Source organism: Acinetobacter sp. ANC_7634, assembly GCF_056779875.1.
Window position 1 is genome coordinate 575,621 of record NZ_JBWYIT010000001.1, and the last position, 19,974, is coordinate 595,594.

General features: G+C 37.2%; 21 protein-coding genes and 1 riboswitch. Of the genes, 8 read left to right on the forward strand and 13 right to left on the reverse strand.

Annotated elements, in window-relative coordinates:
- Positions 1–19 precede the first annotated feature (19 nt).
- The 6 genes from kdsA (at position 20) to AC1M9A_RS02755 (ending at position 6,647) form a co-directional block, all read left to right on the forward strand.
- Positions 20–877, forward strand: a complete 858-nt coding sequence (gene kdsA, locus AC1M9A_RS02730; protein WP_035263729.1) for a 3-deoxy-8-phosphooctulonate synthase — start codon at positions 20–22, stop codon at positions 875–877.
- Positions 878–923: 46 nt separating this feature from the next.
- Positions 924–2,213, forward strand: coding sequence for a phosphopyruvate hydratase (eno, locus tag AC1M9A_RS02735; RefSeq protein WP_180027787.1), 1,290 nt, complete (start codon positions 924–926; stop codon positions 2,211–2,213).
- A 265-nt stretch (positions 2,214–2,478) separates the two neighbouring features.
- Positions 2,479–2,868, forward strand: a complete 390-nt coding sequence (ftsB, locus tag AC1M9A_RS02740) for a cell division protein FtsB (protein ID WP_035263725.1) — start codon at positions 2,479–2,481, stop codon at positions 2,866–2,868.
- On the forward strand, positions 2,834–3,559 hold the full coding sequence (gene ispD, locus AC1M9A_RS02745; protein ID WP_481609576.1) for a 2-C-methyl-D-erythritol 4-phosphate cytidylyltransferase: 726 nt from the start codon (positions 2,834–2,836) through the stop codon (positions 3,557–3,559). Before ftsB ends, ispD begins: the two co-directional genes overlap by 35 nt.
- Positions 3,560–3,641: 82 nt before the next feature.
- Complete coding sequence (gene rodA, locus AC1M9A_RS02750) at positions 3,642–4,778, forward strand: rod shape-determining protein RodA (protein WP_092766373.1); 1,137 nt, start codon at positions 3,642–3,644, stop codon at positions 4,776–4,778.
- Between the two features lie 396 nt (positions 4,779–5,174).
- Positions 5,175–5,263: riboswitch (glycine riboswitch) on the forward strand.
- 139 nt (positions 5,264–5,402) lie between these two features.
- A complete protein-coding gene (locus tag AC1M9A_RS02755) occupies positions 5,403–6,647 on the forward strand; it encodes a D-amino acid dehydrogenase (protein WP_481609577.1) in 1,245 nt (414 codons plus the stop codon).
- Between the two features lie 42 nt (positions 6,648–6,689).
- Here the strand turns inward: AC1M9A_RS02755 and nfsB are convergent, their stop codons facing one another.
- The 4 genes from nfsB to AC1M9A_RS02775 form a co-directional block, all read right to left on the reverse strand.
- Positions 6,690–7,343 (reverse strand): oxygen-insensitive NAD(P)H nitroreductase, encoded by a 654-nt coding sequence (gene nfsB / locus AC1M9A_RS02760; protein WP_035263717.1) that lies wholly within the window; start codon positions 7,341–7,343, stop codon positions 6,690–6,692.
- 113 nt (positions 7,344–7,456) lie between these two features.
- Complete coding sequence (locus AC1M9A_RS02765) at positions 7,457–7,876, reverse strand: hypothetical protein (protein ID WP_035263715.1); 420 nt, start codon at positions 7,874–7,876, stop codon at positions 7,457–7,459.
- Between the two features lie 135 nt (positions 7,877–8,011).
- Entirely contained in the window at positions 8,012–8,743 is a 732-nt protein-coding gene (locus AC1M9A_RS02770; protein ID WP_035263713.1) for a UDP-2,3-diacylglucosamine diphosphatase, read from the reverse strand.
- 117 nt (positions 8,744–8,860) lie between these two features.
- The gene (locus AC1M9A_RS02775) at positions 8,861–9,370 is read right to left on the reverse strand and encodes a peptidylprolyl isomerase (protein ID WP_035263711.1); all 510 of its coding nucleotides are present in this window, start codon (positions 9,368–9,370) and stop codon (positions 8,861–8,863) included.
- Positions 9,371–9,535: 165 nt separating this feature from the next.
- On the opposite strand from AC1M9A_RS02775, the gene AC1M9A_RS02780 reads away from it, so the two are divergent.
- Positions 9,536–11,257: a glutamine--tRNA ligase/YqeY domain fusion protein gene (locus AC1M9A_RS02780; RefSeq protein WP_035263709.1), complete on the forward strand. Its 1,722-nt coding sequence runs from the start codon at positions 9,536–9,538 to the stop codon at positions 11,255–11,257.
- A gap of 218 nt (positions 11,258–11,475) precedes the next feature.
- On the opposite strand, the gene AC1M9A_RS02785 is transcribed toward AC1M9A_RS02780, so the two are convergent.
- The 5 genes from AC1M9A_RS02785 to AC1M9A_RS02805 form a co-directional block, all read right to left on the reverse strand.
- On the reverse strand, positions 11,476–12,063 hold the full coding sequence (locus tag AC1M9A_RS02785) for a lecithin retinol acyltransferase family protein (protein ID WP_051586486.1): 588 nt from the start codon (positions 12,061–12,063) through the stop codon (positions 11,476–11,478).
- Between the two features lie 147 nt (positions 12,064–12,210).
- A complete protein-coding gene (locus AC1M9A_RS02790) occupies positions 12,211–12,447 on the reverse strand; it encodes a hypothetical protein (RefSeq protein WP_035263707.1) in 237 nt (78 codons plus the stop codon).
- Positions 12,448–12,561: 114 nt separating this feature from the next.
- Positions 12,562–12,795, reverse strand: coding sequence for a hypothetical protein (locus AC1M9A_RS02795; RefSeq protein ID WP_035263705.1), 234 nt, complete (start codon positions 12,793–12,795; stop codon positions 12,562–12,564).
- A gap of 242 nt (positions 12,796–13,037) precedes the next feature.
- The gene (gene trmA, locus AC1M9A_RS02800) at positions 13,038–14,123 is read right to left on the reverse strand and encodes a tRNA (uridine(54)-C5)-methyltransferase TrmA (RefSeq protein ID WP_481609578.1); all 1,086 of its coding nucleotides are present in this window, start codon (positions 14,121–14,123) and stop codon (positions 13,038–13,040) included.
- Between the two features lie 85 nt (positions 14,124–14,208).
- Positions 14,209–15,108: a LysR substrate-binding domain-containing protein gene (locus AC1M9A_RS02805; protein WP_180027793.1), complete on the reverse strand. Its 900-nt coding sequence runs from the start codon at positions 15,106–15,108 to the stop codon at positions 14,209–14,211.
- A gap of 186 nt (positions 15,109–15,294) precedes the next feature.
- Here AC1M9A_RS02805 and AC1M9A_RS02810 point away from each other — a divergent pair, with 186 nt between their 5' ends.
- Complete coding sequence (locus tag AC1M9A_RS02810) at positions 15,295–15,618, forward strand: hypothetical protein (protein ID WP_481591055.1); 324 nt, start codon at positions 15,295–15,297, stop codon at positions 15,616–15,618.
- Between the two features lie 241 nt (positions 15,619–15,859).
- Here the strand turns inward: AC1M9A_RS02810 and AC1M9A_RS02815 are convergent, their stop codons facing one another.
- The 4 genes from AC1M9A_RS02815 to ilvA all read right to left on the reverse strand — a co-directional run bounded on the left by AC1M9A_RS02815 (position 15,860) and on the right by ilvA (position 19,973).
- Positions 15,860–17,209, reverse strand: coding sequence for a TrkH family potassium uptake protein (locus AC1M9A_RS02815; protein WP_481587537.1), 1,350 nt, complete (start codon positions 17,207–17,209; stop codon positions 15,860–15,862).
- The gene (locus AC1M9A_RS02820; RefSeq protein WP_035263698.1) at positions 17,209–17,865 is read right to left on the reverse strand and encodes a potassium channel family protein; all 657 of its coding nucleotides are present in this window, start codon (positions 17,863–17,865) and stop codon (positions 17,209–17,211) included. The genes AC1M9A_RS02815 and AC1M9A_RS02820 overlap by 1 nt, the downstream gene beginning before the upstream one ends.
- A gap of 107 nt (positions 17,866–17,972) precedes the next feature.
- Positions 17,973–18,320 carry a hypothetical protein gene (locus AC1M9A_RS02825; protein WP_481587510.1) on the reverse strand — a complete coding sequence of 116 codons (348 nt, stop codon included), beginning with the start codon at positions 18,318–18,320 and terminating at the stop codon, positions 17,973–17,975.
- 114 nt (positions 18,321–18,434) lie between these two features.
- The gene (gene ilvA, locus AC1M9A_RS02830) at positions 18,435–19,973 is read right to left on the reverse strand and encodes a threonine ammonia-lyase, biosynthetic (protein ID WP_481595349.1); all 1,539 of its coding nucleotides are present in this window, start codon (positions 19,971–19,973) and stop codon (positions 18,435–18,437) included.
- Position 19,974: the final 1 nt, after the last annotated feature.

Genomic DNA, 19,974 nt, shown 5'->3' on the forward strand with positions numbered 1-19,974 from the left:
ACATAACTAGGAAGTTTAAATGTCACAATTAAAAGCACAAGAAATTGTACGTTTAGGCGATATACAAATGGCAAATCATTTGCCATTTGTATTATTCGGCGGAATGAATGTACTTGAATCAAAAGATTTAGCTTTTGAAATTGCAGAAACTTATGTTGATATTTGCAAACGTTTGGATATTCCATATGTTTTCAAAGCAAGCTTTGATAAAGCAAATCGTTCGAGCTTAAATTCTTTCCGCGGACCTGGTCTTGAAAAAGGAATTGAGTGGTTAGCTGACATTAAAAAACATTTTAATGTACCCATCATTACAGATGTTCATGAACCATATCAAGCAGCACCTGTGGCTGAAGTGGCTGACATCATTCAATTACCTGCTTTCCTCAGCCGTCAAACAGATCTTGTTGAGGCAATGGCAAAAACTCAAGCCATTATCAATATCAAAAAAGCGCAATTCTTAGCACCGCATGAAATGCGTCATATCTTGCATAAGTGTTTGGAAGCAGGGAATGACAAGCTGATTTTATGTGAGCGTGGCTCAGCATTTGGTTACAACAACTTAGTTGTCGATATGCTTGGTTTCGACATCATGAAAGAAATGAATGTGCCGGTCTTCTTTGATGTGACACATGCACTTCAAACCCCGGGTGGTCGTGCAGATTCAGCAGGTGGTCGTCGCGCACAAATTACGACATTAGCGCGTGCGGGTATGGCGACAGGTCTAGCAGGTCTTTTTCTGGAAGGACATCCTGATCCAGAAAAAGCAAAATGTGATGGACCTTGCGCTCTTCGAATGTCTCAACTTGAGCCATTCTTAGCTCAGCTTAAAGAATTGGATACCTTGGTTAAAGGTTTCAAAAAATTAGATACACACTGATGCAGCGTTAGACGCATCGTTTTATTAATCAACTGAGGAATTGTTCATGAGCCAAATCGTTGACATTCGTGCACGTGAAATTTTGGACTCTCGTGGTAACCCAACCATCGAAGCAGACGTTATCTTAGCATCTGGCGTAGTTGGCCGTGCATGTGCACCATCTGGTGCTTCAACTGGTTCTCGTGAAGCTTTAGAACTTCGTGATGGCGATAAAGCACGTTACTTAGGTAAAGGTGTTAAAACTGCTGTGAACAACGTAAACACGTTAATCCGTGACGCGTTAGTGGGTAAATCAGTATTCGAACAAAAAGACATCGATAATACGATGATCGCTTTAGACGGAACTGAAAACAAAGAAAAATTAGGTGCGAACGCAACTTTGGCAGTGTCTTTGGCTGCTGCGCGTGCTGCTGCTGACGAAAAGAAAATTCCTCTTTTCCAATACATCGCAGACCTTCGTAACAACAGCATTTTAACAATGCCTGTTCCAATGATGAACATCTTAAACGGTGGTTCACATGCGGACAACAACGTTGATATCCAAGAGTTCATGATTGAACCAGTTGGCTTCACTTCATTCTCTGAAGCACTTCGCGCAGGCGCAGAAATTTTCCATTCTTTAAAATCAGTTTTAAAGAAACAAGGTTTAAATACTGCTGTTGGAGATGAAGGTGGTTTCGCGCCGAACTTACGTTCAAACGAAGAAGCAATCACAGTTATCCTTGAAGCGATTGAAAAAACTGGCTACAAAGCGGGTTCTGACATTATGCTTGCGCTTGACTGTGCATCTTCAGAATTCTACAAAGATGGTCAGTACATCCTTGCTGGTGAAGGCAATAAAGCATTCACAAACAACCAATTCTCTGACTACCTTGCTGGTCTTGTAAACCAATATCCAATTATCTCTATTGAAGATGGTTTAGATGAATCTGATTGGGAAGGTTGGTCTTACCTAACTTCGATTCTTGGTGACAAGATTCAATTGGTTGGTGATGATTTGTTTGTTACAAATCCTAAAATCCTTCAACGTGGTATCAACGAAAAAGTTGGTAACTCTATCCTGATTAAGTATAACCAAATCGGTACGTTGACTGAAACTTTAGATGCGATCTATCTTGCTAAAGCAAATGGTTACTCTACAGTGATTTCTCACCGTTCTGGCGAAACTGAAGATTCTACAATTGCGGATCTTGCAGTAGGTACTGGTGCTGGTCAAATCAAAACTGGTTCACTTTGTCGTTCTGACCGTGTAGCGAAATACAACCAATTGCTTCGTATCGAAGAATTGACGAATGCTATTTACCGCGGTAAAGCTGAGTTTAAAGGTTTAAATTAATCGTTTAGATTATTTTGAATTTTAAAAAACCACTCTTTAAAGAGTGGTTTTTTTGTTATTAAGCTATGAAATAAAAAGTGTAAATATAATGACTCTTGAATATTCAATAACTTTTGATATTTATCAGTAAGTATTTTTAAAAGAAATCAATCAATGTGAATTTGTTTAACATTTGCATATTTAACACAGTTACACATACTACCTTTCTTTGTTTTAGGGTATATTAGTGCTCTAATTTCATGATGTTAACTAAGCCTCAAATATAATGTTAGACGTCTTTAAAACTACTTCAAGTAAAGTGATTTTGCTGGTGGCAATAATTTTAATTGCCATCTTTCAATATCGCTTTTGGCTCGGTGAAGGAGGATATTTCCCTCATCAGGCGCTACTTCAGCAAATGAATCAACAAGCTGAAACAAATGAAGAGTTAAAAGAGCGTAATCGTATTCTGGCTGCTGAAGTGTATGATCTAAAAAATGGTGTTGAGGCGATTGAAGAACATGCACGTTTAGATCTTGGCTTAATTAAGCCTCATGAAACTTTTATTCAAATGAGTACAATCAGTACGAATTATAAGCCGATTTACATCGACCCAAATGCTAACGTAGATTTAAGAACCAATGAGTCTAGACAACCTGAATCTGAACAACCGTAAATTATGGGCTATTATTCCGGCAGCAGGTTCTGGTAGTCGATTTTCCAAATCAGCGTTAAAGCAATATCAAATTATCCAGAATAAAACTGTACTTGAGCATACTGTAGAACGTATTGCTCAATTGCCTATTGCTGGCTATGTGTTGGCCATCTCAGAGCATGACCAATTTGCTCAGACACTTCAATTTGCTAAATCGGAAATCCTTCATTTCTGCTTAGGTGGTCAGGAGAGGGTTGATTCTGTACTTAACGGTTTAAAGTATTTAACCAATATTGCAGATGAAAATGATCTGGTGTTTGTGCATGATGCTGCTCGACCTTGTGTCAGCTTGAGCAATTTAGAGTCTTTAATTCGCCATGTTATCGAATCTAAGCATAGCGCAATTTTAGCAACGCCTGTGCGAGATACTTTAAAAAGAGTAGATCCGTCGAGTGCTATTGAAAAAACTGTAGATCGAAGTGCATTGTGGCAAGCACAAACTCCACAATTGTCGACCATTAAATTGTTAAAAACTTCCATTGAACACGCTTTAACTCACAGGATCACAATCACGGATGAAGCGAGTGCGCTTGAATATGCTCATCATCCAGTAGATGTGGTGATTGGACGATCTGATAATATCAAAATTACTTATCCTGAAGATTTAGAACTTGCTCGTCTGATTCTTCAGTCACAGTCTGACTCGAAATAATTTAGTTTTATGTTTGGGACTTTGCTTAAATAGCCAAAACATTGTCTTATAATAACGCCACTTAGAATATGCAATTCAGCCAATGATACCTTCACAACAGTACCGTTTTTTGCGTCATGCCTTGAGAGATGGACGAACAATCAAACATGATTCGTCACGTTGGACTAAATTACATTTAGATCCATGGTTACTTGGTTTTTTGATATTAAACGCAGCTTTTGGACTCATGGTTGTTTATAGTGCAACCAATCATGATTCAAGCATGGTGATTCGTCAGGCGACCAGTTTTGGTATCGGTTTTATTTTGCTGTTTATTTGTGCACAAATTCCTCCAAAAGTTTATCAAATTGTCAGTCCTTATCTGTATGCATTTTCGATTGTGCTTCTGCTTTTGGTATTGCTAATTGGTGATGTCCGCTTAGGCGCAAAACGCTGGATTTCTATTCCTGGATTAGGGAGTGTGCAGCCCAGTGAATTTATGAAATTTACGATGCCACTCATGATGGCTTGGTTTTTCAGTCTGCGGACTTTACCACCCAAATTTATGCATATTCTCTTTGCATTATTTCTGATGATGATTCCTTTTGTTTTAGTCGCATTACAGCCTGACTTAAACATTGGATTAATTATTCCCGGAATTTTTGTCATTTTTTTAAGTGGTATTTCTTGGCGTTTGATTGGGGCTGTGGTCGCTGGGTTTGCAGTGGTTGCACCATTATTATGGAATTTCTTTCTACAGGAATACCAAAAAAAGCGAATTTTAACTTTATTTGATCCTGAATCAGATCCGCTAGGTGCAGGGTGGAATATCATTCAGTCTAAAATTGCGATTGGTTCTGGTGGACTATTTGGTAAAGGTTTTAATGAAGGAACACAGTCTCATTTAGGTTATCTCCCCGAACATCATACAGACTTTATTATGTCTGCTTATGCAGAGGAATTTGGCTTTTTTGGTGTGTTCGTATTATTTGTTATTTTTGCTGCGATCATTATTCGTTGTTTGATTATTTCCATGAACAGCTTCCATAATTTTGGGCGTCTTTATGCGGGTGCGGCAGGTTTAACTTTCTTTTTCTTTGTGTTTTTGAACAGTGGAATGGTGAGTGGAATACTTCCAGTAACGGGTGATCCATTGCCACTCATGAGTTATGGTGGTACGGCAGTCATTGCAACGCTTGCAGGTATGGGCATTGTAATGTCTATACATACTCATCGCTAAAACATCTGGGGTTGACAGCAAATTTTCAACTCACATTCTGCTTACTCTCACATCTATTGAAACTTTGAGCTTCAATGATTGCTCTAATCAGTCATTACACTTTTATGCTGAAGAAGATGAAAGTGTAGATGGAAGTTGATCTATGCTATTTGAGAGAGTAACTCTAAAAAAATTAACTTATTTCCTCATTTTTTTGTAATAACTAAATTTTTATCGATGGTAGAGAAAATTTGAGCTAAACAATGATCTTTGTAACGTTTCCCAAGCTAAAAATTCCTGTCTTAGCTGTTGTCTTAAACTTGGTGATCCATTTGTATAAAAATATTTTTTAAAATTGATTTTCGTAGATGTATAAAAAAATTAACTATGGCATATTAATTGCTGAATAAGAATTAAACGAATATTGCAGGAGAGAGGTCTTCTGTAGATCCGCCGAAGGAGCAACGACCCCGGAATCTCTCAGGCAAAAGGACTGTAATTATTCTCAATCATCTGGAGAGAAGTCTAATGATGTTTAGACTCACCGAAGGGGATGGAAAAATTCATATGTCATGAAGATTTCCGAAGCTCTCAGGTACCGTGACAGATGGGGCATTGAAAATATAAAATTTTCAAGGAGCTTTTATGTCACATATTATGGTGATTGGTGCTGGCATTACAGGAATAACAACTGCCTACGAATTATTAGAACTTGGTTATCAAGTCACGATTTTGGATAAAAACTTATATCCAGCAATGGAGACTTCATTTGCGAACGGAGGTCAACTTTCTGCATGTAATGCAGAGGTGTGGAATCAGAAAGCAACGGTACTGAAGGGTATCAAATGGATGACCCAAAAAGATGCACCATTATTACTCAACCCATCTTTTGATTTGCATAAATACGCTTGGCTGATTGAATTTATGGGTAATATCAAACACTACGAAGCTAACACACAAGAAACGGTAAGACTGGCATTATTGGCAAGAAAACGGCTGTTTGAAATTGCACAGAAAGAAAATATTCAATTTGATTTGGTAAAGCGTGGAATTTTGCACTTTTATCATAATCAGCAGGATTATGATGTCGCAATAAGAGTGAATGATTTGTTATGCAAAGGTGGATTAGAGCGTCACGCTGTTACAAATGGAGAAATTCACAGTATTGAACCAAGTTTGAAGGGAGAATATTACGGTGGTTTTTATTGTCCTGACGATGCCACAGGAGATATACACAAATACACCACGCATTTAGCCCAAGTGGTGGCGAATAAAGGTGGGAAATTTTTATACGGTGTAGAAGTTGAAGATTTAAATCTGGATCATTCAACAGAACAAGTTTCAGCTAAATATCGCGCTTGTGATCCTAAAAGTAGAGATATACCCGATGGATTTATTCAAGCTGATGCAATGGTCATTTGTGGTGGAGTTGGAAGCTATCATTTAGCACAACAGGCTGGAGATCGTGTCAATGTTTATCCAGTGAAAGGGTACTCGATTACAGTTCAGTTGAATGATGAACATAGCCAACAACATGCACCATGGGTAAGTTTATTGGATGAAAGTGCAAAAATTGTGACGTCGAGATTAGGTCGAGATCGTTTAAGAATTGCTGGTACTGCAGAATTTAATGGCTATAACCGAGACATCCGTATGGATCGCATACAACCTTTGGTTCATTGGGTGAATCGTAATTTTGATATTTCAACTGAGCATTGTGTCCCTTGGGCTGGATTAAGACCGATGATGCCGAATATGATGCCAGTGGTAAGACAAGGGAAGCATCCGAGAGTCTTTTATAATACCGGTCATGGGCATCTGGGTTGGACGCTGTCAGCTGCAACTGCTGCAATGATCTGTTTAGAAATTTCACAGAAAATAGCGGCTTAATGAAAAGCCACAATAGCGTGAAAACTATTGTGGCAAATACATTTATAGTCGAGTGAAAACTTGATCTGCATTCAAACGAGATTTAGGTAATTTGGCATTAAAATCTTTTTCACTTCGATAACCAAGTGCCAATAGCACTGATGGAATCAGGCCTTTTGCGTCAAGATTTAACTCTTCAGCGATAATTTTTTCATCGAATCCTCCAATTGGAGTGGCATCGATACCTTCTAAACCTGCAGCGAATAAGGTTTGCCCAAGTGCAATAAAAGTTTGATTTTCAGACCAGCGCTGGATATCGCCTTTTTCGTTGCGATAATAATCAACATAGCCTAAGCGCGTATCTTTTTGAGCTTGTTTTGCTTGGTCATCTTTAAAACGACCACTGATTTCATCTTGATTTAATAATCGATCTAGATGAGAGTCTGTAATGTCTTTATGCGTACAAAACAGAATTGTGTGTGAAGATTCAAGGACTTTGGGTGCGTTATAAACATACTTACCAACCAGTGCTTTAGCAATGCGCTGTTTGGCTTCATCAGTTTCGATGACAAAGAAATGCCACGGTTGAATATTGATAGATGAAGGTGCGAGCCTTAAAGATTCCAATAATTTTTCAAACTTTTCTTGAGGGATCTTTTTTGAAGAATCGTATGCTTTGGTGGTGTAGCGAGATTGGGAGATGTTTAACAAATCCATATTATCCTCCGATTATTCACAATATATTCATCTAAAAATTTTAAATGACTCTGAACTTAAATATTTTCTATAGTTGATGCTAAATGATATGAAAAATCTGACTTGTCTTTAAATCAATAGGCATATTTTAAATCAGTATATTTTTCTAATGACATTGCAATTTGTTGGTTGATAAATGCGCGCACATCTTCTTCAGTCATAGGTTGACCATTTTTGCTGATATTATGTTCGATCGGTGCTTGGTCTGCGGCCTTAATTTTGTAGACAAGGTGGGTGATCAATTCGTAATCGTTATTATGGTTTACGATGTTAGTCACATATTGATATGAATGCTCAAAGTTGAGATCTTGATGGGAAAATATAAATTGTTCAAAGATTGTCAATGCGGCGCCATCAGCAAGATTTTTGAGTTCATCAATAATTGTGGCATCTAGCCGTACATCATAACGTTCAGAGATTGCTTTACCATCGATTAATAATGACACTTTATCATCTTCATGGTGTTGAACAGTAATATTGCTGAAATTAGACATGACAAACTCACGAATTGAATTGAGTCGTTATTATCATATGCAAAAAAACTTAAAGCAAAACATACTGATTAATATTCAAACATTGAGTGAAATTTCAATTTAAAGGTTGATGAGATCATTATAAAAATAGAGGAACTAATAAGACCATGTTTTCAGTGTCAGATCATTGATTGACTGCTTAGAGAATTTCGATTGATTAATTTCCAAAATTTGAGCTTGATCCAAACGCCAGTCGCCTAAAACAATTCTTCTTTTATCTTGAGAGATATGGATTTGAGGGCGATGCGTATGACCATGAATTAGTAAATCAACTTCTTTCAATGCATCGTGGACAGCATCTTGATTTACATCCATGACATCATAAGATTTAAATTCTTTTGATTCGTGGCTTTTTTTTCTAAATCCATTTGCAAGTTGAGTACGAAAAGAAAGTGGGGTATTCCGCAGTATCCAAATGATGAGTGGATTTCTGATTATTTTTTTAAAACGTTGATAGGCGACATCGTCTGTACACAGTGAATCACCATGTTCTATACGAATTTGGACGTCATTTATTTTTAAGTTAGAGACTTCGGACAATAAGATGCCACCAAATTTATTTAAAAAAATTTGATTCAGCGCAAAATCACGATTGCCGACAGAAAATAAAACTTGATTTCCCTGAGCAGTAAATCTTTTTAAGCGTTCAACGATTTCATCGAGCCAAGGAGCTGTATAGTCATCACCAATCCATGCATTAAACCAATCACCTAAAATATAGAGTTGGGTTTGCTGGTCTTGATAATGATCTAATAAATCTAAAAACCCTCGAACGAGTCGAGGGTGTTCAGGTGACAGGTGTAAATCTGAAATAAACAGATAGGTCACTTAATATTCCTTATTTGCCTACATCCCCATCAACTTTAGATGGCGAAACGATCCCTTGAACATGATATTCGTTTTAAAGCAGTGCTTGAAAACTTAATAAGTTAAGGGGTAGGTTTTTTATTCAGAGATAATTTTAGCAGATTCGATCACAACGTTTTCTAGTGGAACGTCAGCGTGGTAGCCACGGTTACCAGTGCGAACGCCTTTGATTTCATTAACAACGTCCATACCTTCTACAACTTTACCAAATACTGCATAACCCCAGCCTTGAGCTGTTTTACCCGTATGGTTAAGGAAAGCATTGTTTTTCACGTTAATGAAGAATTGTGCAGATGCTGAGTGAGGAGCTTGAGTACGTGCCATGGCAATCGTACCTTCGTCATTGCTTAAACCGTTGTCAGCTTCATTTTCAATAGAATCGCGAGTTGCTTTTTCTTTGAAGTTTTCATCCATGCCACCGCCTTGGATCATGAAACCGTCAATTACACGGTGGAAAATTACGCCATCATAAAAACCATCACGAACGTACTCTAAAAAGTTAGCAACAGTTTTAGGTGCTTTTTCAGAGTTAAGCTCTAGAACAATACGTCCTTTATTGGTGTTTAATTCGACTTGAGGAAAACTCATTCTATAATCTCCTGATCATGGACAAAAAGCCATGGGTTTGTGGTTGAGAGAAGCATAAGCAAACTGTAAACTACAAGGCAAGCAAAAACGTTATTTTCTTTGTTAATAATATGAAGATAGCGTTTTAATTATCCTATTTTATCTTATAGAAGTGATTTATCAACTATGAAGCCGAATGATGTTGTTTCATCCCTGCCAAATACCCCGACGACTAACAATCCATCAGTCGATGCTGCGCAGCAAGAACAACAACCGGGCTTAGACTTTGTACGTCAAGTAATTACAGAAGATCTTGCAGCAGGGCGTACAGATAAAGTCGTGACGCGCTTTCCACCAGAGCCTAATGGTTATTTACACATTGGACATGTTAAAGCGATTTGCCTGAATTTTGGTATTGCAGAAGAATTTTCTGGTTTATGTAATCTTCGTTTTGACGATACAAATCCAGATGCAGAAGAACAAGAATATGTAGATGGTATTGCGAACGATGTTAAATGGCTCGGTTTCGACTGGAATGGTGAACCACGCTACGCATCAAGTTACTTTGATCAATTGTATCAATGGGCGATTCAATTAATTAAACAAGGTGATGCATATGTCGATTTGCAATCTCCTGAAGAAATTAAGCTGAATCGTGGAAATTTTGTAGAACCAGGTAAAAATTCTCCGCAACGTGATGCAACGGTTGAAGAAAACTTAGCACGTTTTGAACAAATGCGTAATGGTGAGCTTGGAGAAGGCCAAGCAGTACTTCGTGCCAAGATTGATATGGCATCACCGAACGTACATATGCGTGATCCAATTCTTTACCGTGTTTTACATTCTGAGCATCATCAAACAGGCGATACGTGGAAAATCTATCCAATGTATGACTATGCTCATCCTTTGTCTGATGCGATTGAAGGCATTACGCACTCGTTATGTACGCTTGAATTCCAAGACCATCGCCCGTTCTATGATTGGGTTGTCGCTAAGGTAAATTCTCCAGCAGTTCCACGCCAGTACGAATCAAGCCGTTTGAATGTTGATTACACCATCACCTCAAAACGTAAATTACGTAAGCTGGTCGAAGGTGGTTACGTCAATGGTTGGAATGATCCACGTATGCCTACAGTCGTGGGAATGCGTCGTCGTGGCTTTACTCCAGAAGGCTTACGTGATTTCTGCAAGCGTGTGGGCGTATCTAAAACTGATGGTATTGTCGATGTTGCAATGCTTGAATTCTGCATTCGTCAATCATTAGAAAATACTGCTGCACGTGGTATGGCGGTATTGAATCCTCTTAAAGTGACATTGACCAACCTTCCAGAAGATATGGATTTAACACACGCACGCCATCCAAATGTTGATATGGGTGATCGTGTAATTCCACTGACTTCTGAATTGTATATTGATCGTAAAGATTTTGAGGAAGAGCCGCCTAAAGGGTTTAAACGCTTAATTCCTGGTGGTGAAGTCCGTTTACGTCATGCTTATGTGATTAAATGTGATGAAGTGATTAAGGATGAAAATGGCGAAGTTGTTGAACTGAAATGCTCTATCGATCCGCATACTTTAGGTAAGAATCCAGAAGGTCGTAAAGTCAAAGGTGTTATTCATTGGGTATCTGCAAATAAAGGGATTCCTGCTGAAGTTCGTATTTATGATCGTCTATTTACTGAAGCCGCACCTGATGCGGACGATGATTTCTTAGCGAATTTAAATCCAGATTCTCTAAAAATTGTTCAAGCGGTAATTGAGCCTGCTTTAGCTCAAGCGAAACCTGAAGATCGATTCCAATTCGAACGTGAAGGTTATTTTGTCGCTGATCAATTTGATCATACTGTTGAAAAACCTGTCTTTAACCGTATTTTGGATTTAAAAGATAGTTTTAAGCCTGCAAAATAAAGTTTGGTAATATCAAAAAAAGCCTGATTGATTCAGGCTTTTTTTTATTCAAATTTAGGTTAATAAATAATTTTTGTGATTAAATTCACATGATTAGATAAAGGTGAGTATTTAAGAATAATTTAATAAGTTATAAATAAAAACTAAAATAACATTATATTTCAAATATATATTTGACTATTTGGATTTTCAAGCGCATATTTAATTCAACCGAAAGGTTAATTTGAAACTTTGTTTTCCTCGAAACCCTGCTTAAGCGGGGCTTTTTTTTGCTTTAGTTTCTGATGTTGCTGTAAAGCGATATACACAGGGCCTTTCAGTTTGCGCTGATCATTTAACTTTTTCTTAATATAAAATACCAAAGCAAAACAGGTGGTTGCTAAAGTTAAAAGAAGACTATTTAAGTAGCTCATGAGTGAGCTGATATAACCAATAGTGGTGAGTCTATTCATCATTTTGATGACTTGTGGGCTACTTTCGATGCCCGTGATCGCCCAAGAACATAAGTGTTCACAATTATTAATAATGAGATGATAGTTATTTTCATGCATTCGAGAGCGCATTCGTCTTACGACAGCACGACCTGAATATTTGGGGGTGCTATAATGCCGAATCGTAATTTTTTTGCCATGTGCAAATTTTTGCAGAGATGTAATTTCGATCGGATGTTTTTTAAAGAGATGAGCAAAACCTGAATAATGAATAACACGACCCTTACCCACATAAATACCATGATGTGAATAACCAAAATGCTTAACAATTAAGTGAGCACCAAGAGGGAATGTTTTGACGTGTTTATGCCGCATTTATAAAATATTCCAATAACTTTACAGATGTACATTTATTGAAAGAGAGTCCACAGTATAACCGAATTGGAAATAAATAATGAGGTATAAATACAATATAAGCACTCTAAAAAAGGTGCCTAAATTTTTTATTCAACTCAAATGAAGTTATGAGAAGAAAGCATTTTGTGCTTCACAATTTTTAATTGCATCTTCTTTAGGAAGCTGTTTAATTTGCTCTTCAAACTCGTTTTTTTGACGATCTATGGCAGTTTGAGGAATACCGCTCTCTTTCGCTAATTTTTCAATGTTGCCCCAAACTTCCTCACATGCTGAAGGTAGCTTATTACAACCACTAAGCGATATGAAAGTCGCCCCTAAAATAATGAATAGAATATTTTTCATTGAATCCCCAAATGTATTTTTAATTATCCTATGAGCTTATCTTAATTGAACATTTTTAAATTGAACAGAAAATTTATCATAAAAAAAGCACTGTCTATGCAGTGCTTTTTTTCTTTACTGAAGGGTGATTTTGTTACTCAATAAATCAGTAAGATCTTTTTTTGAATAGCCACGCGAAATAAGAACTTTTTTGATTCCGCGGATTACATCTTCATCTGATGCCTTTTGTAAAGCCTCGATCAACTGATCGTTAGTCTTACATGAACAATCATTTTCAACACAAGCAATTTGATTTTTATGCTCGTTCTGCTGCGAATCTGATGAAAACAGCTTTTGCCAAAAACTCATAGAGCCTTCATTTGCAACCAAAGATAGGTCGAAATATAGTCGATTTAAAATTTAATGCAAGTTTGTAATCGTGATTTAAGGCACATTTTAAAATAAATATTTCGATGATAAACCTAAAGTTTAACGAAATTATGACATTGAAAAATTAAATTTTTCTTTATTCATATGATTTTTAAGTGAAATTCAAAAAGCATAAAAAATGGACAGTGTAAGAACTGTCCATTTAGTAAGAAATAAATTGTTTAAATTTTCTCTAAAAGAACGCCTGACTCGACATGGTGGGTATAAGGAAATTGATCGAACAGCGCAAATTTAGTGATTTTATGAGTTTCCGATAACATCTTTAAATTGTCGTGCAAAGTATCTGGATTGCATGAAATATAAATAATACGGTTAAAGCGTTGAAGCAGCTTCAAGGTATCATCATCAATGCCTGCACGAGGTGGATCTACAAATACAGTATCGAAGTCATAACTTTGAATATCAATATTGGCTTCTTGTAAACGTCTAAACTCACGTTCTGCATTGAATGCTAAGGTAAAATCTTCAGCTGAAAGGCGAGCAACTTGAATATTATTAATTTGATTTTGCTCAATATTCCATTGCGCTGCATAAACTGATGATTTAGCCAGTTCTGTTGCTAGAACGCGATTAAACTTTAGCGATAATGGAAGGGTAAAATTACCATTACCGCAATAAAGCTCTAAAAGATCTTTATCACTGGTTTGAGCTGCATTACATGCCCACTCCAGCATTTTTTGACAAACTTGCGCATTAGGTTGCGTGAAGCTACTTTCAATTTGCTTATATTTGAATCTACGGTCAAATACTTGTAATTCTTCAACTACATATTCATCCGTCAATACAATTTTTTGACCACGGCTGCGACCAATAATCTTAATATTGAGTTTTGAAGATAAATTTTTTGCTAGTTGTTCCCAGTCTTGATCAAGCGGACAACGATAAATCAATGAAACCAGCATTTCACCGTTCAACGCTGAAAGAAAATGTACTTCAAACAGACGCTTAGAGAGCACTGCATTTGATTTTAGTTCAGACAGGAGAACTGGCATTAAATCATTAATAGATTTATCCGCGATTGGAAACTCATCAACACGTACAACTTTCTTTTGAATACCATCTTCCGTGCGTTCAAACATGGCATAAAACATATCATCTTCTGTATGCCAAATACGGAACTCAGCTCGCATACGGAAATGTTTTTCAGGAGATGAAAAAACTTCTAGTTCAGGTGGTTGATATTCAGCAAATTGATTGCGGATACGTTCAATTTTTGCATCAAGTTGTTGTTGATAAATAGAAGTCATAAAATCTAAAAAAAACTAGCACAAAGCAGAGTGAATGGTAGCAAATAATAAGCCAACATTCTTCTAAATCTTTATGCTGTTGTGACTATCTTTTGGTGAGGTGCTCAACTAAGTAGTCGATGAACACTCGTACAGCTGGTAATAAACCACGGCGAGAAGGGTAAACCACATGAAAAATACCGTGTGGTGCATTCCAGTCAGGCAGAACCTTAACTAGACGCCCATCTTTAATATAATCTACAACAATACTGTCTGGGAGTAATGCTACCCCACAATTGTCACTTGCAAGTTGTGCAAGCATAAGTAAATCAGAGCCCATCACGACTGGACTCACTTTGACTTTAGTCGATTTGTTGTTTGAATCATGTAGTACGAGTTGTTGATCAGTATGTTCATCAACCATACTTAATATTCGATGATTTGAGAGTTCTTCAGGTTTTTTGATAGATCCAAACTCATTAAGATAAGCCTGGCTGGCGAAAAGATGTTGTTCAATATTTTCAAATTTTCGAATGACCAAACTTGGGTCATCATCCAAACTTGAGCGAACACGAAGCGCTAAATCAATTCCTTCATTGATGATATCGACACGTCGATTAGTAACCATCAATTGAACTTTGATTTCAGGATACTGCTTAAGGAAATTTGGCAGTATTTTGGTCATTTCATGCTGAGCAATTGATACGGGTAAACTAACACGAATTAAGCCTCTTGGTTGTTCACTTAAATGATCTACCAAATCATGAGCAGATTGGGCAGCATTCATCATTACTTGCGCATGGCGATAAATGTTCATTCCAATATCAGTGACAGCAAAATGACGTGAACTACGTTGAATAAGCCTTACACCAAGATTTTCTTCTAAATTATAAACACGTCGACTCAATTTTGATTTGGGAATGTCGGTTGCTCGTTCGGCAGCGCTAAAACCACCATGTTCGACAACAAGGGCAAAGCAATAAAAATCATCTAAATCTGAAAGCATGGATTCATTCCATATATGCGACGTTTTGTTAAAAAATACATTATTGTTCTGAATAGTCAATTGAGTTGCTGTGTTTTCTCAAAAATCTAAGGTTGTTATATGTAGTAATGAATAAACAGGGCTATTTAAAAATCTAAAAGCAATGGTTAAACTTATGTTTTATAGCGCGTAATACTTAAGGTTGACATGGCTTATACAACAATTGAACTTCAAGATCCTCAAGAAAATGTACAGTGCCCGCATTGTCAACATGCTGTTATCGACTGGAATGAAGAGCAATATATTCAACCTTGTGAGCATACATTGTTTGTTGCCATGGACTTGGGATTTGAATTTATTTCGGATGAATTTGAAGCAACTATGCCTCGCACAGTAGATGAAATTCATGCAGATGATGAAAACTCGGATGTGTTTACTGAGATTACACGTTCTGATTTACCTCAGTTTAAAATTTATAAAGTTGCATTGGGTGTCGAAAACCTCAATCGTTATATTGGTTTCCAATCATAATTTTTTTAATCACACGCATATGGTGAAAAGACTTGGGGTTTCCTTGAGTCTTTTAATTTCATTGTATTTTGATATTGATTGCAAAGTTCTAAGTTTGTGTTAATTCATGATAAGTTCAATGCTTTGCATAAAGAAATCACGGCTATTATAAAATGCACTTATGGCTATAAACATCTGATCTACTTTTGGATTGGTTCGTGTTTTATCGATCAACTTCACCTTAGATCCAAGTGAATTCTATCTAACCCACTTGGATTTCAGCATTAGGATGACTCAACCTGCTTTTTTTAGGGGTTGCAATTAAATATGCTAATGTCAAAGGACCGAGACGACCCGCAAACATCAGTATCATGAGCATATATAAACTTGCAGGTTGTAATTCTGAAGTAATACCTCTAGATAATCCGACTGTACAAGCCGCGGAAACAGCTTCAAATAGTAAATCTAGAAAACGTTTATTAGGCTCTAAAATTAACAGCGTAAAGAAACCAATGAAAATGAGCATAGCAGTTATGCTAATGACCGCAAGAGCTTTATAGGTGACCGTTGCGGGAATCGAGTGTTTAAAAACAGTGACTTCGTCAGCTCGTCTCAAAAACGTGATCACACTCAATACAACAATAATAAATGTACCTACTTTAATACCACCAGCAGTACTTAAAGATCCGCCTCCAATAAACATTAATAGCATAGTCACCAAGGTTGCTGGATCACTCATACTGGCCATATCAATACTATTAAATCCAGAGGATCGTGGTACTGTGGCATGAAACCAAGCATTTAATGCTTGGTCTCCAATTGACATTGGGGCGAGGGTCAATGGATTATTTGCTTCTAAACACCAAATCATAATAAAGGCAAATAGATTGAGTCCTGCGATAGTAGAAAGAATGAGTTTGCTGTTGGTTGAGAGTTTTTTCCACTTATGAGCGCGTTTGATATCCATAAGTACCACGAAACCTATTCCACCAATGATATACAACATACTGATGGTTAGAGTTACAGCATATTGACCTGAAAAGCTCATTAAGCTGTCTGGAAAAAGAGAGAAACCACCATTATTAAATGCTGAGATACTGTAAAAGGCTGCATAAAACAGAGCATCACTAAAATCGTAGTATTGAAGCCATGTAAATGTCAGGATGAATGTTCCAATCCCTTCGAAAAATAGAGAATACAATAAGACGGCTTTAACAGTGAACGAGGCCCTTGCTAAACTGGTTTGACCAATTGTTTCTTGAGCCATCACTTGTTGCTTTAAACCAAGTTTAGTGGAAAGGCTCAATGCAGCCAAAATTGCGAAGGTCATGAATCCTAAGCCACCACATTGGATGAGTAGCATAATGATGAGCTGACCAAAAGTCGTATACGCCTCGCCAATATTGACCACAGAAAGTCCCGTAATTGTCACTGCGGATGTGGCAGTAAATAAGGCTTCTAGCCAAGAGACATTTCCTTCATGAGCAAAGGGAAGTTTTAGTAGTAATGTTCCAATGATAATAAAACTGAGAAAGCCCAAAGCAAGCAAACTTGGTGGACTCAAATTAATACTTTGCGTTTTTTTATTGATCAATTGATCATAAAATTTCATCATTTCGAAATAAATCTCGATGAGAGTTTACGTAAAAGATTGACAGGACCTTCAACAATTAAAATGTCATTTTTTTGCAGTAATGTACCAGGTGCGATGTCATAAATTACATGTGTGCCACGTTGTAATAATAATGTTTGTACGCCGTCGCTGTGCTCCATGATATCTTTAAATTCTACACCTTGTAGTTTTTCACCCACTTCCACTTTGACAATATAACGGTCATCATTCAACGCCATATAGCGTCTGACCATTGGATAGCTTAATGATTGTGCAACGCGAATTCCCATGTCCTCTTCTGGATGAATAATTTGACCAATACCGAGATGCGTCAAAATCATATGATGGGCTTTCGATTTTGCTTTTACTAGGATTTTTTCTACGCCTAAATTTTTAAGGTTGAGGACACATAGAATACTGGCCTCAATATCTTCTCCAATTGCGACAACGACGGCATCGCAATTCTGTACATTCAGTTCTCGAAGTACATGTTCATCTGTGGCATCGGCGATGACAGCATGACTGATGTTATCAGAGATATTTTCAACGTATTTTTTTTCAGTATCGATTCCAATCACATCATGTTTTAATTGAGTGAGTTCTAATGCAACTGTACCACCAAAGCTGCCTAAGCCAATTACTGCAAATAGCGCCATTGAATATCCTAAAATTTTAAAGATCAGAAAGTAATGATTTGATTTTAATTTCGCTTCGAGTGAGTTTATCTTGTTGATCTGAGTTGATTCAATTCATTTATTGAGGATTATTTGTGATCACTATAAAAATAGTAAATCGTAATTGAAATCAATGTCCATGAAAGTGCTAAGTAAATATAAGTTAAATGAATATGATCGATCATAAAGTTAGCATGAACGAAACTTGTCATGAGCACAATTGCCATCATATATATCAACGTCATACGATAACGATAAATAGGTGCTAATCCCAACATGATATAGGGGAGTGCTGCATAACCTAAAAAAATAAAAACTTCGAGGGATTTGCTTAAGGTGGTAACTTCAGGATATAGATATTTCGAAATAAACAGAAGTGCGGAAAAGATGATCCACATGAGAAAAGGAATTACTACAAAACTGAACCATATTTGCATGATTTATCTTAATATCTAAAATTTTAAAGTGATCGTTTTTTCTATCTTTCGATTTTAATTGTATATCAATTATTGAATTAAAAAAGCCTGTCAAAATGACAGGCTGTATTGATTTTATTTGAGGAAACGTTGATAACCAAGATTATTGGTAATTTCTTCGTATGGATAATTGATACTTTCTAACGTTTCAACTAAACCATCAGGGTTTTGTTGTGCATCTTCAGCTTCGAGTCCAACCAATACACGACCTTCAGCCGCACCATGATTACGATAATGGAACAGGGTAATGTTATGCGTTGGACCAAGACGTTCCAAGAATGTTAATAATGCACCTGGACGTTCAGGAAATTCAACGCGGAATAAACGTTCATTTTCAATATCAGCATGACCACCGATCAGGTAGCGAATATGTAATTTGGCAACTTCATCGTCAGATAAGTCATCCACATCATACTGAAACTTTAATGTCTCGAATATTTCTTGACGTTCTTTTTCGCCGCTTTTTAAACTAATTCCAACAAATACTTGCGCTGCAGTCGCACTACTTGCACGGTAGTTGAATTCAGTAATATTTCGACCTTGAAGGGCACGACAGAAATTGAGGAATGCACCTTTTTGTTCAGGAATCGTGACAGCAAAAATAGCTTCTTTACGTTCACCTAATTCAGTTCGTTCTGCAATATAACGTAAACGGTCAAAGTTCATATTTGCACCGCATACAATTGAAACGATGTTTTTACCTTCTAAGCCGTGCTCAGCCACATATTTTTTAATCCCTGCAAGTGCCATCGCACCTGACGGCTCAACAATACTACGGCATTCATCATAGGTGTCTTTAATTGCTGCGCATATTTCATCAGTATTCACAAGAACAACTTCTGGTTCTACGATTGGACCTGAATTGTCAGATTTTTGCAGACGAATCACTTCAAAAGGTTTTTCACCGATTTGCGCCACGGCTGTACCATCGGCGAATAAACCAACTGAAGGCAGAATCACACGTTCATTTGCTTCTAAAGCAGCTTTTAAACAAGCTGACTCGTCATATTCCACAGGAATAACTTTGACATGCGGTGCTACATCACCAAGGTAAGCAGCAACACCTGCAATCAAGCCTCCACCACCAACGGCAACAAATACATAATCCACATCTCGCCATTGACGTAAAATTTCATTGGCAATTGTACCTTGACCAGCCATAACGAGTTCATCGTCATAAGGCGGAATAAAAGTCATTCCTTCTTCTTGCGCACGTTGAATTGCGTATTTATTTGCGATGTCAAAAGAATCACCATGAAGTACGACTTCACCACCTAAACGCTTTACAGCTTGGACTTTAATGTCTGGTGTTGTCTTAGGCATCACAATAATCGCGCGAATTCCTAATTTTTTTCCTGAGAGTGCTACACCTTGAGCATGGTTACCAGCAGAAGCGGTAATGACACCTCGTTCTAGTTGAGCTTTAGGAAGTTGGCTGATTCTGTTATAGGCACCGCGGAGTTTGAAGGAGAATACGGGTTGTAGGTCTTCACGTTTAAAACGAATATTATTGTTAAGACGTTCACTAATTCGTGGTGCCGCTTCGAGTGGGGTTTCGATAGCAACGTCGTATACCGTTGCTTGTAAAATTTGTCGAACCAAACGAGACAGCATG

Bases quoted from the DNA above. Each gene is read 5' to 3' on its own strand.
- AC1M9A_RS02815 (WP_481587537.1), bottom strand. From the start codon at position 17,209: ATGAAATTTTATGATCAATTGATCAATAAAAAAACGCAAAGTATTAAT.
- kdsA (WP_035263729.1), top strand. From the start codon at position 20: ATGTCACAATTAAAAGCACAAGAAATTGTACGTTTAGGCGATATACAA.
- rodA (WP_092766373.1), top strand. From the start codon at position 3,642: ATGATACCTTCACAACAGTACCGTTTTTTGCGTCATGCCTTGAGAGAT.
- AC1M9A_RS02820 (WP_035263698.1), bottom strand. From the start codon at position 17,865: ATGGCGCTATTTGCAGTAATTGGCTTAGGCAGCTTTGGTGGTACAGTT.
- AC1M9A_RS02775 (WP_035263711.1), bottom strand. From the start codon at position 9,370: ATGAGTTTTCCTCAAGTCGAATTAAACACCAATAAAGGACGTATTGTT.
- AC1M9A_RS02825 (WP_481587510.1), bottom strand. From the start codon at position 18,320: ATGCAAATATGGTTCAGTTTTGTAGTAATTCCTTTTCTCATGTGGATC.
- AC1M9A_RS02790 (WP_035263707.1), bottom strand. From the start codon at position 12,447: ATGAAAAATATTCTATTCATTATTTTAGGGGCGACTTTCATATCGCTT.
- trmA (WP_481609578.1), bottom strand. From the start codon at position 14,123: ATGACTTCTATTTATCAACAACAACTTGATGCAAAAATTGAACGTATC.
- AC1M9A_RS02795 (WP_035263705.1), bottom strand. From the start codon at position 12,795: ATGAGTTTTTGGCAAAAGCTGTTTTCATCAGATTCGCAGCAGAACGAG.
- ispD (WP_481609576.1), top strand. From the start codon at position 2,834: ATGAGTCTAGACAACCTGAATCTGAACAACCGTAAATTATGGGCTATT.
- ilvA (WP_481595349.1), bottom strand. From the start codon at position 19,973: ATGCTGTCTCGTTTGGTTCGACAAATTTTACAAGCAACGGTATACGAC.
- AC1M9A_RS02755 (WP_481609577.1), top strand. From the start codon at position 5,403: ATGTCACATATTATGGTGATTGGTGCTGGCATTACAGGAATAACAACT.
- nfsB (WP_035263717.1), bottom strand. From the start codon at position 7,343: ATGGATTTGTTAAACATCTCCCAATCTCGCTACACCACCAAAGCATAC.
- AC1M9A_RS02805 (WP_180027793.1), bottom strand. From the start codon at position 15,108: ATGCTTTCAGATTTAGATGATTTTTATTGCTTTGCCCTTGTTGTCGAA.
- AC1M9A_RS02780 (WP_035263709.1), top strand. From the start codon at position 9,536: ATGAAGCCGAATGATGTTGTTTCATCCCTGCCAAATACCCCGACGACT.
- AC1M9A_RS02765 (WP_035263715.1), bottom strand. From the start codon at position 7,876: ATGTCTAATTTCAGCAATATTACTGTTCAACACCATGAAGATGATAAA.
- eno (WP_180027787.1), top strand. From the start codon at position 924: ATGAGCCAAATCGTTGACATTCGTGCACGTGAAATTTTGGACTCTCGT.
- ftsB (WP_035263725.1), top strand. From the start codon at position 2,479: ATGTTAGACGTCTTTAAAACTACTTCAAGTAAAGTGATTTTGCTGGTG.
- AC1M9A_RS02810 (WP_481591055.1), top strand. From the start codon at position 15,295: ATGGCTTATACAACAATTGAACTTCAAGATCCTCAAGAAAATGTACAG.
- AC1M9A_RS02785 (WP_051586486.1), bottom strand. From the start codon at position 12,063: ATGCGGCATAAACACGTCAAAACATTCCCTCTTGGTGCTCACTTAATT.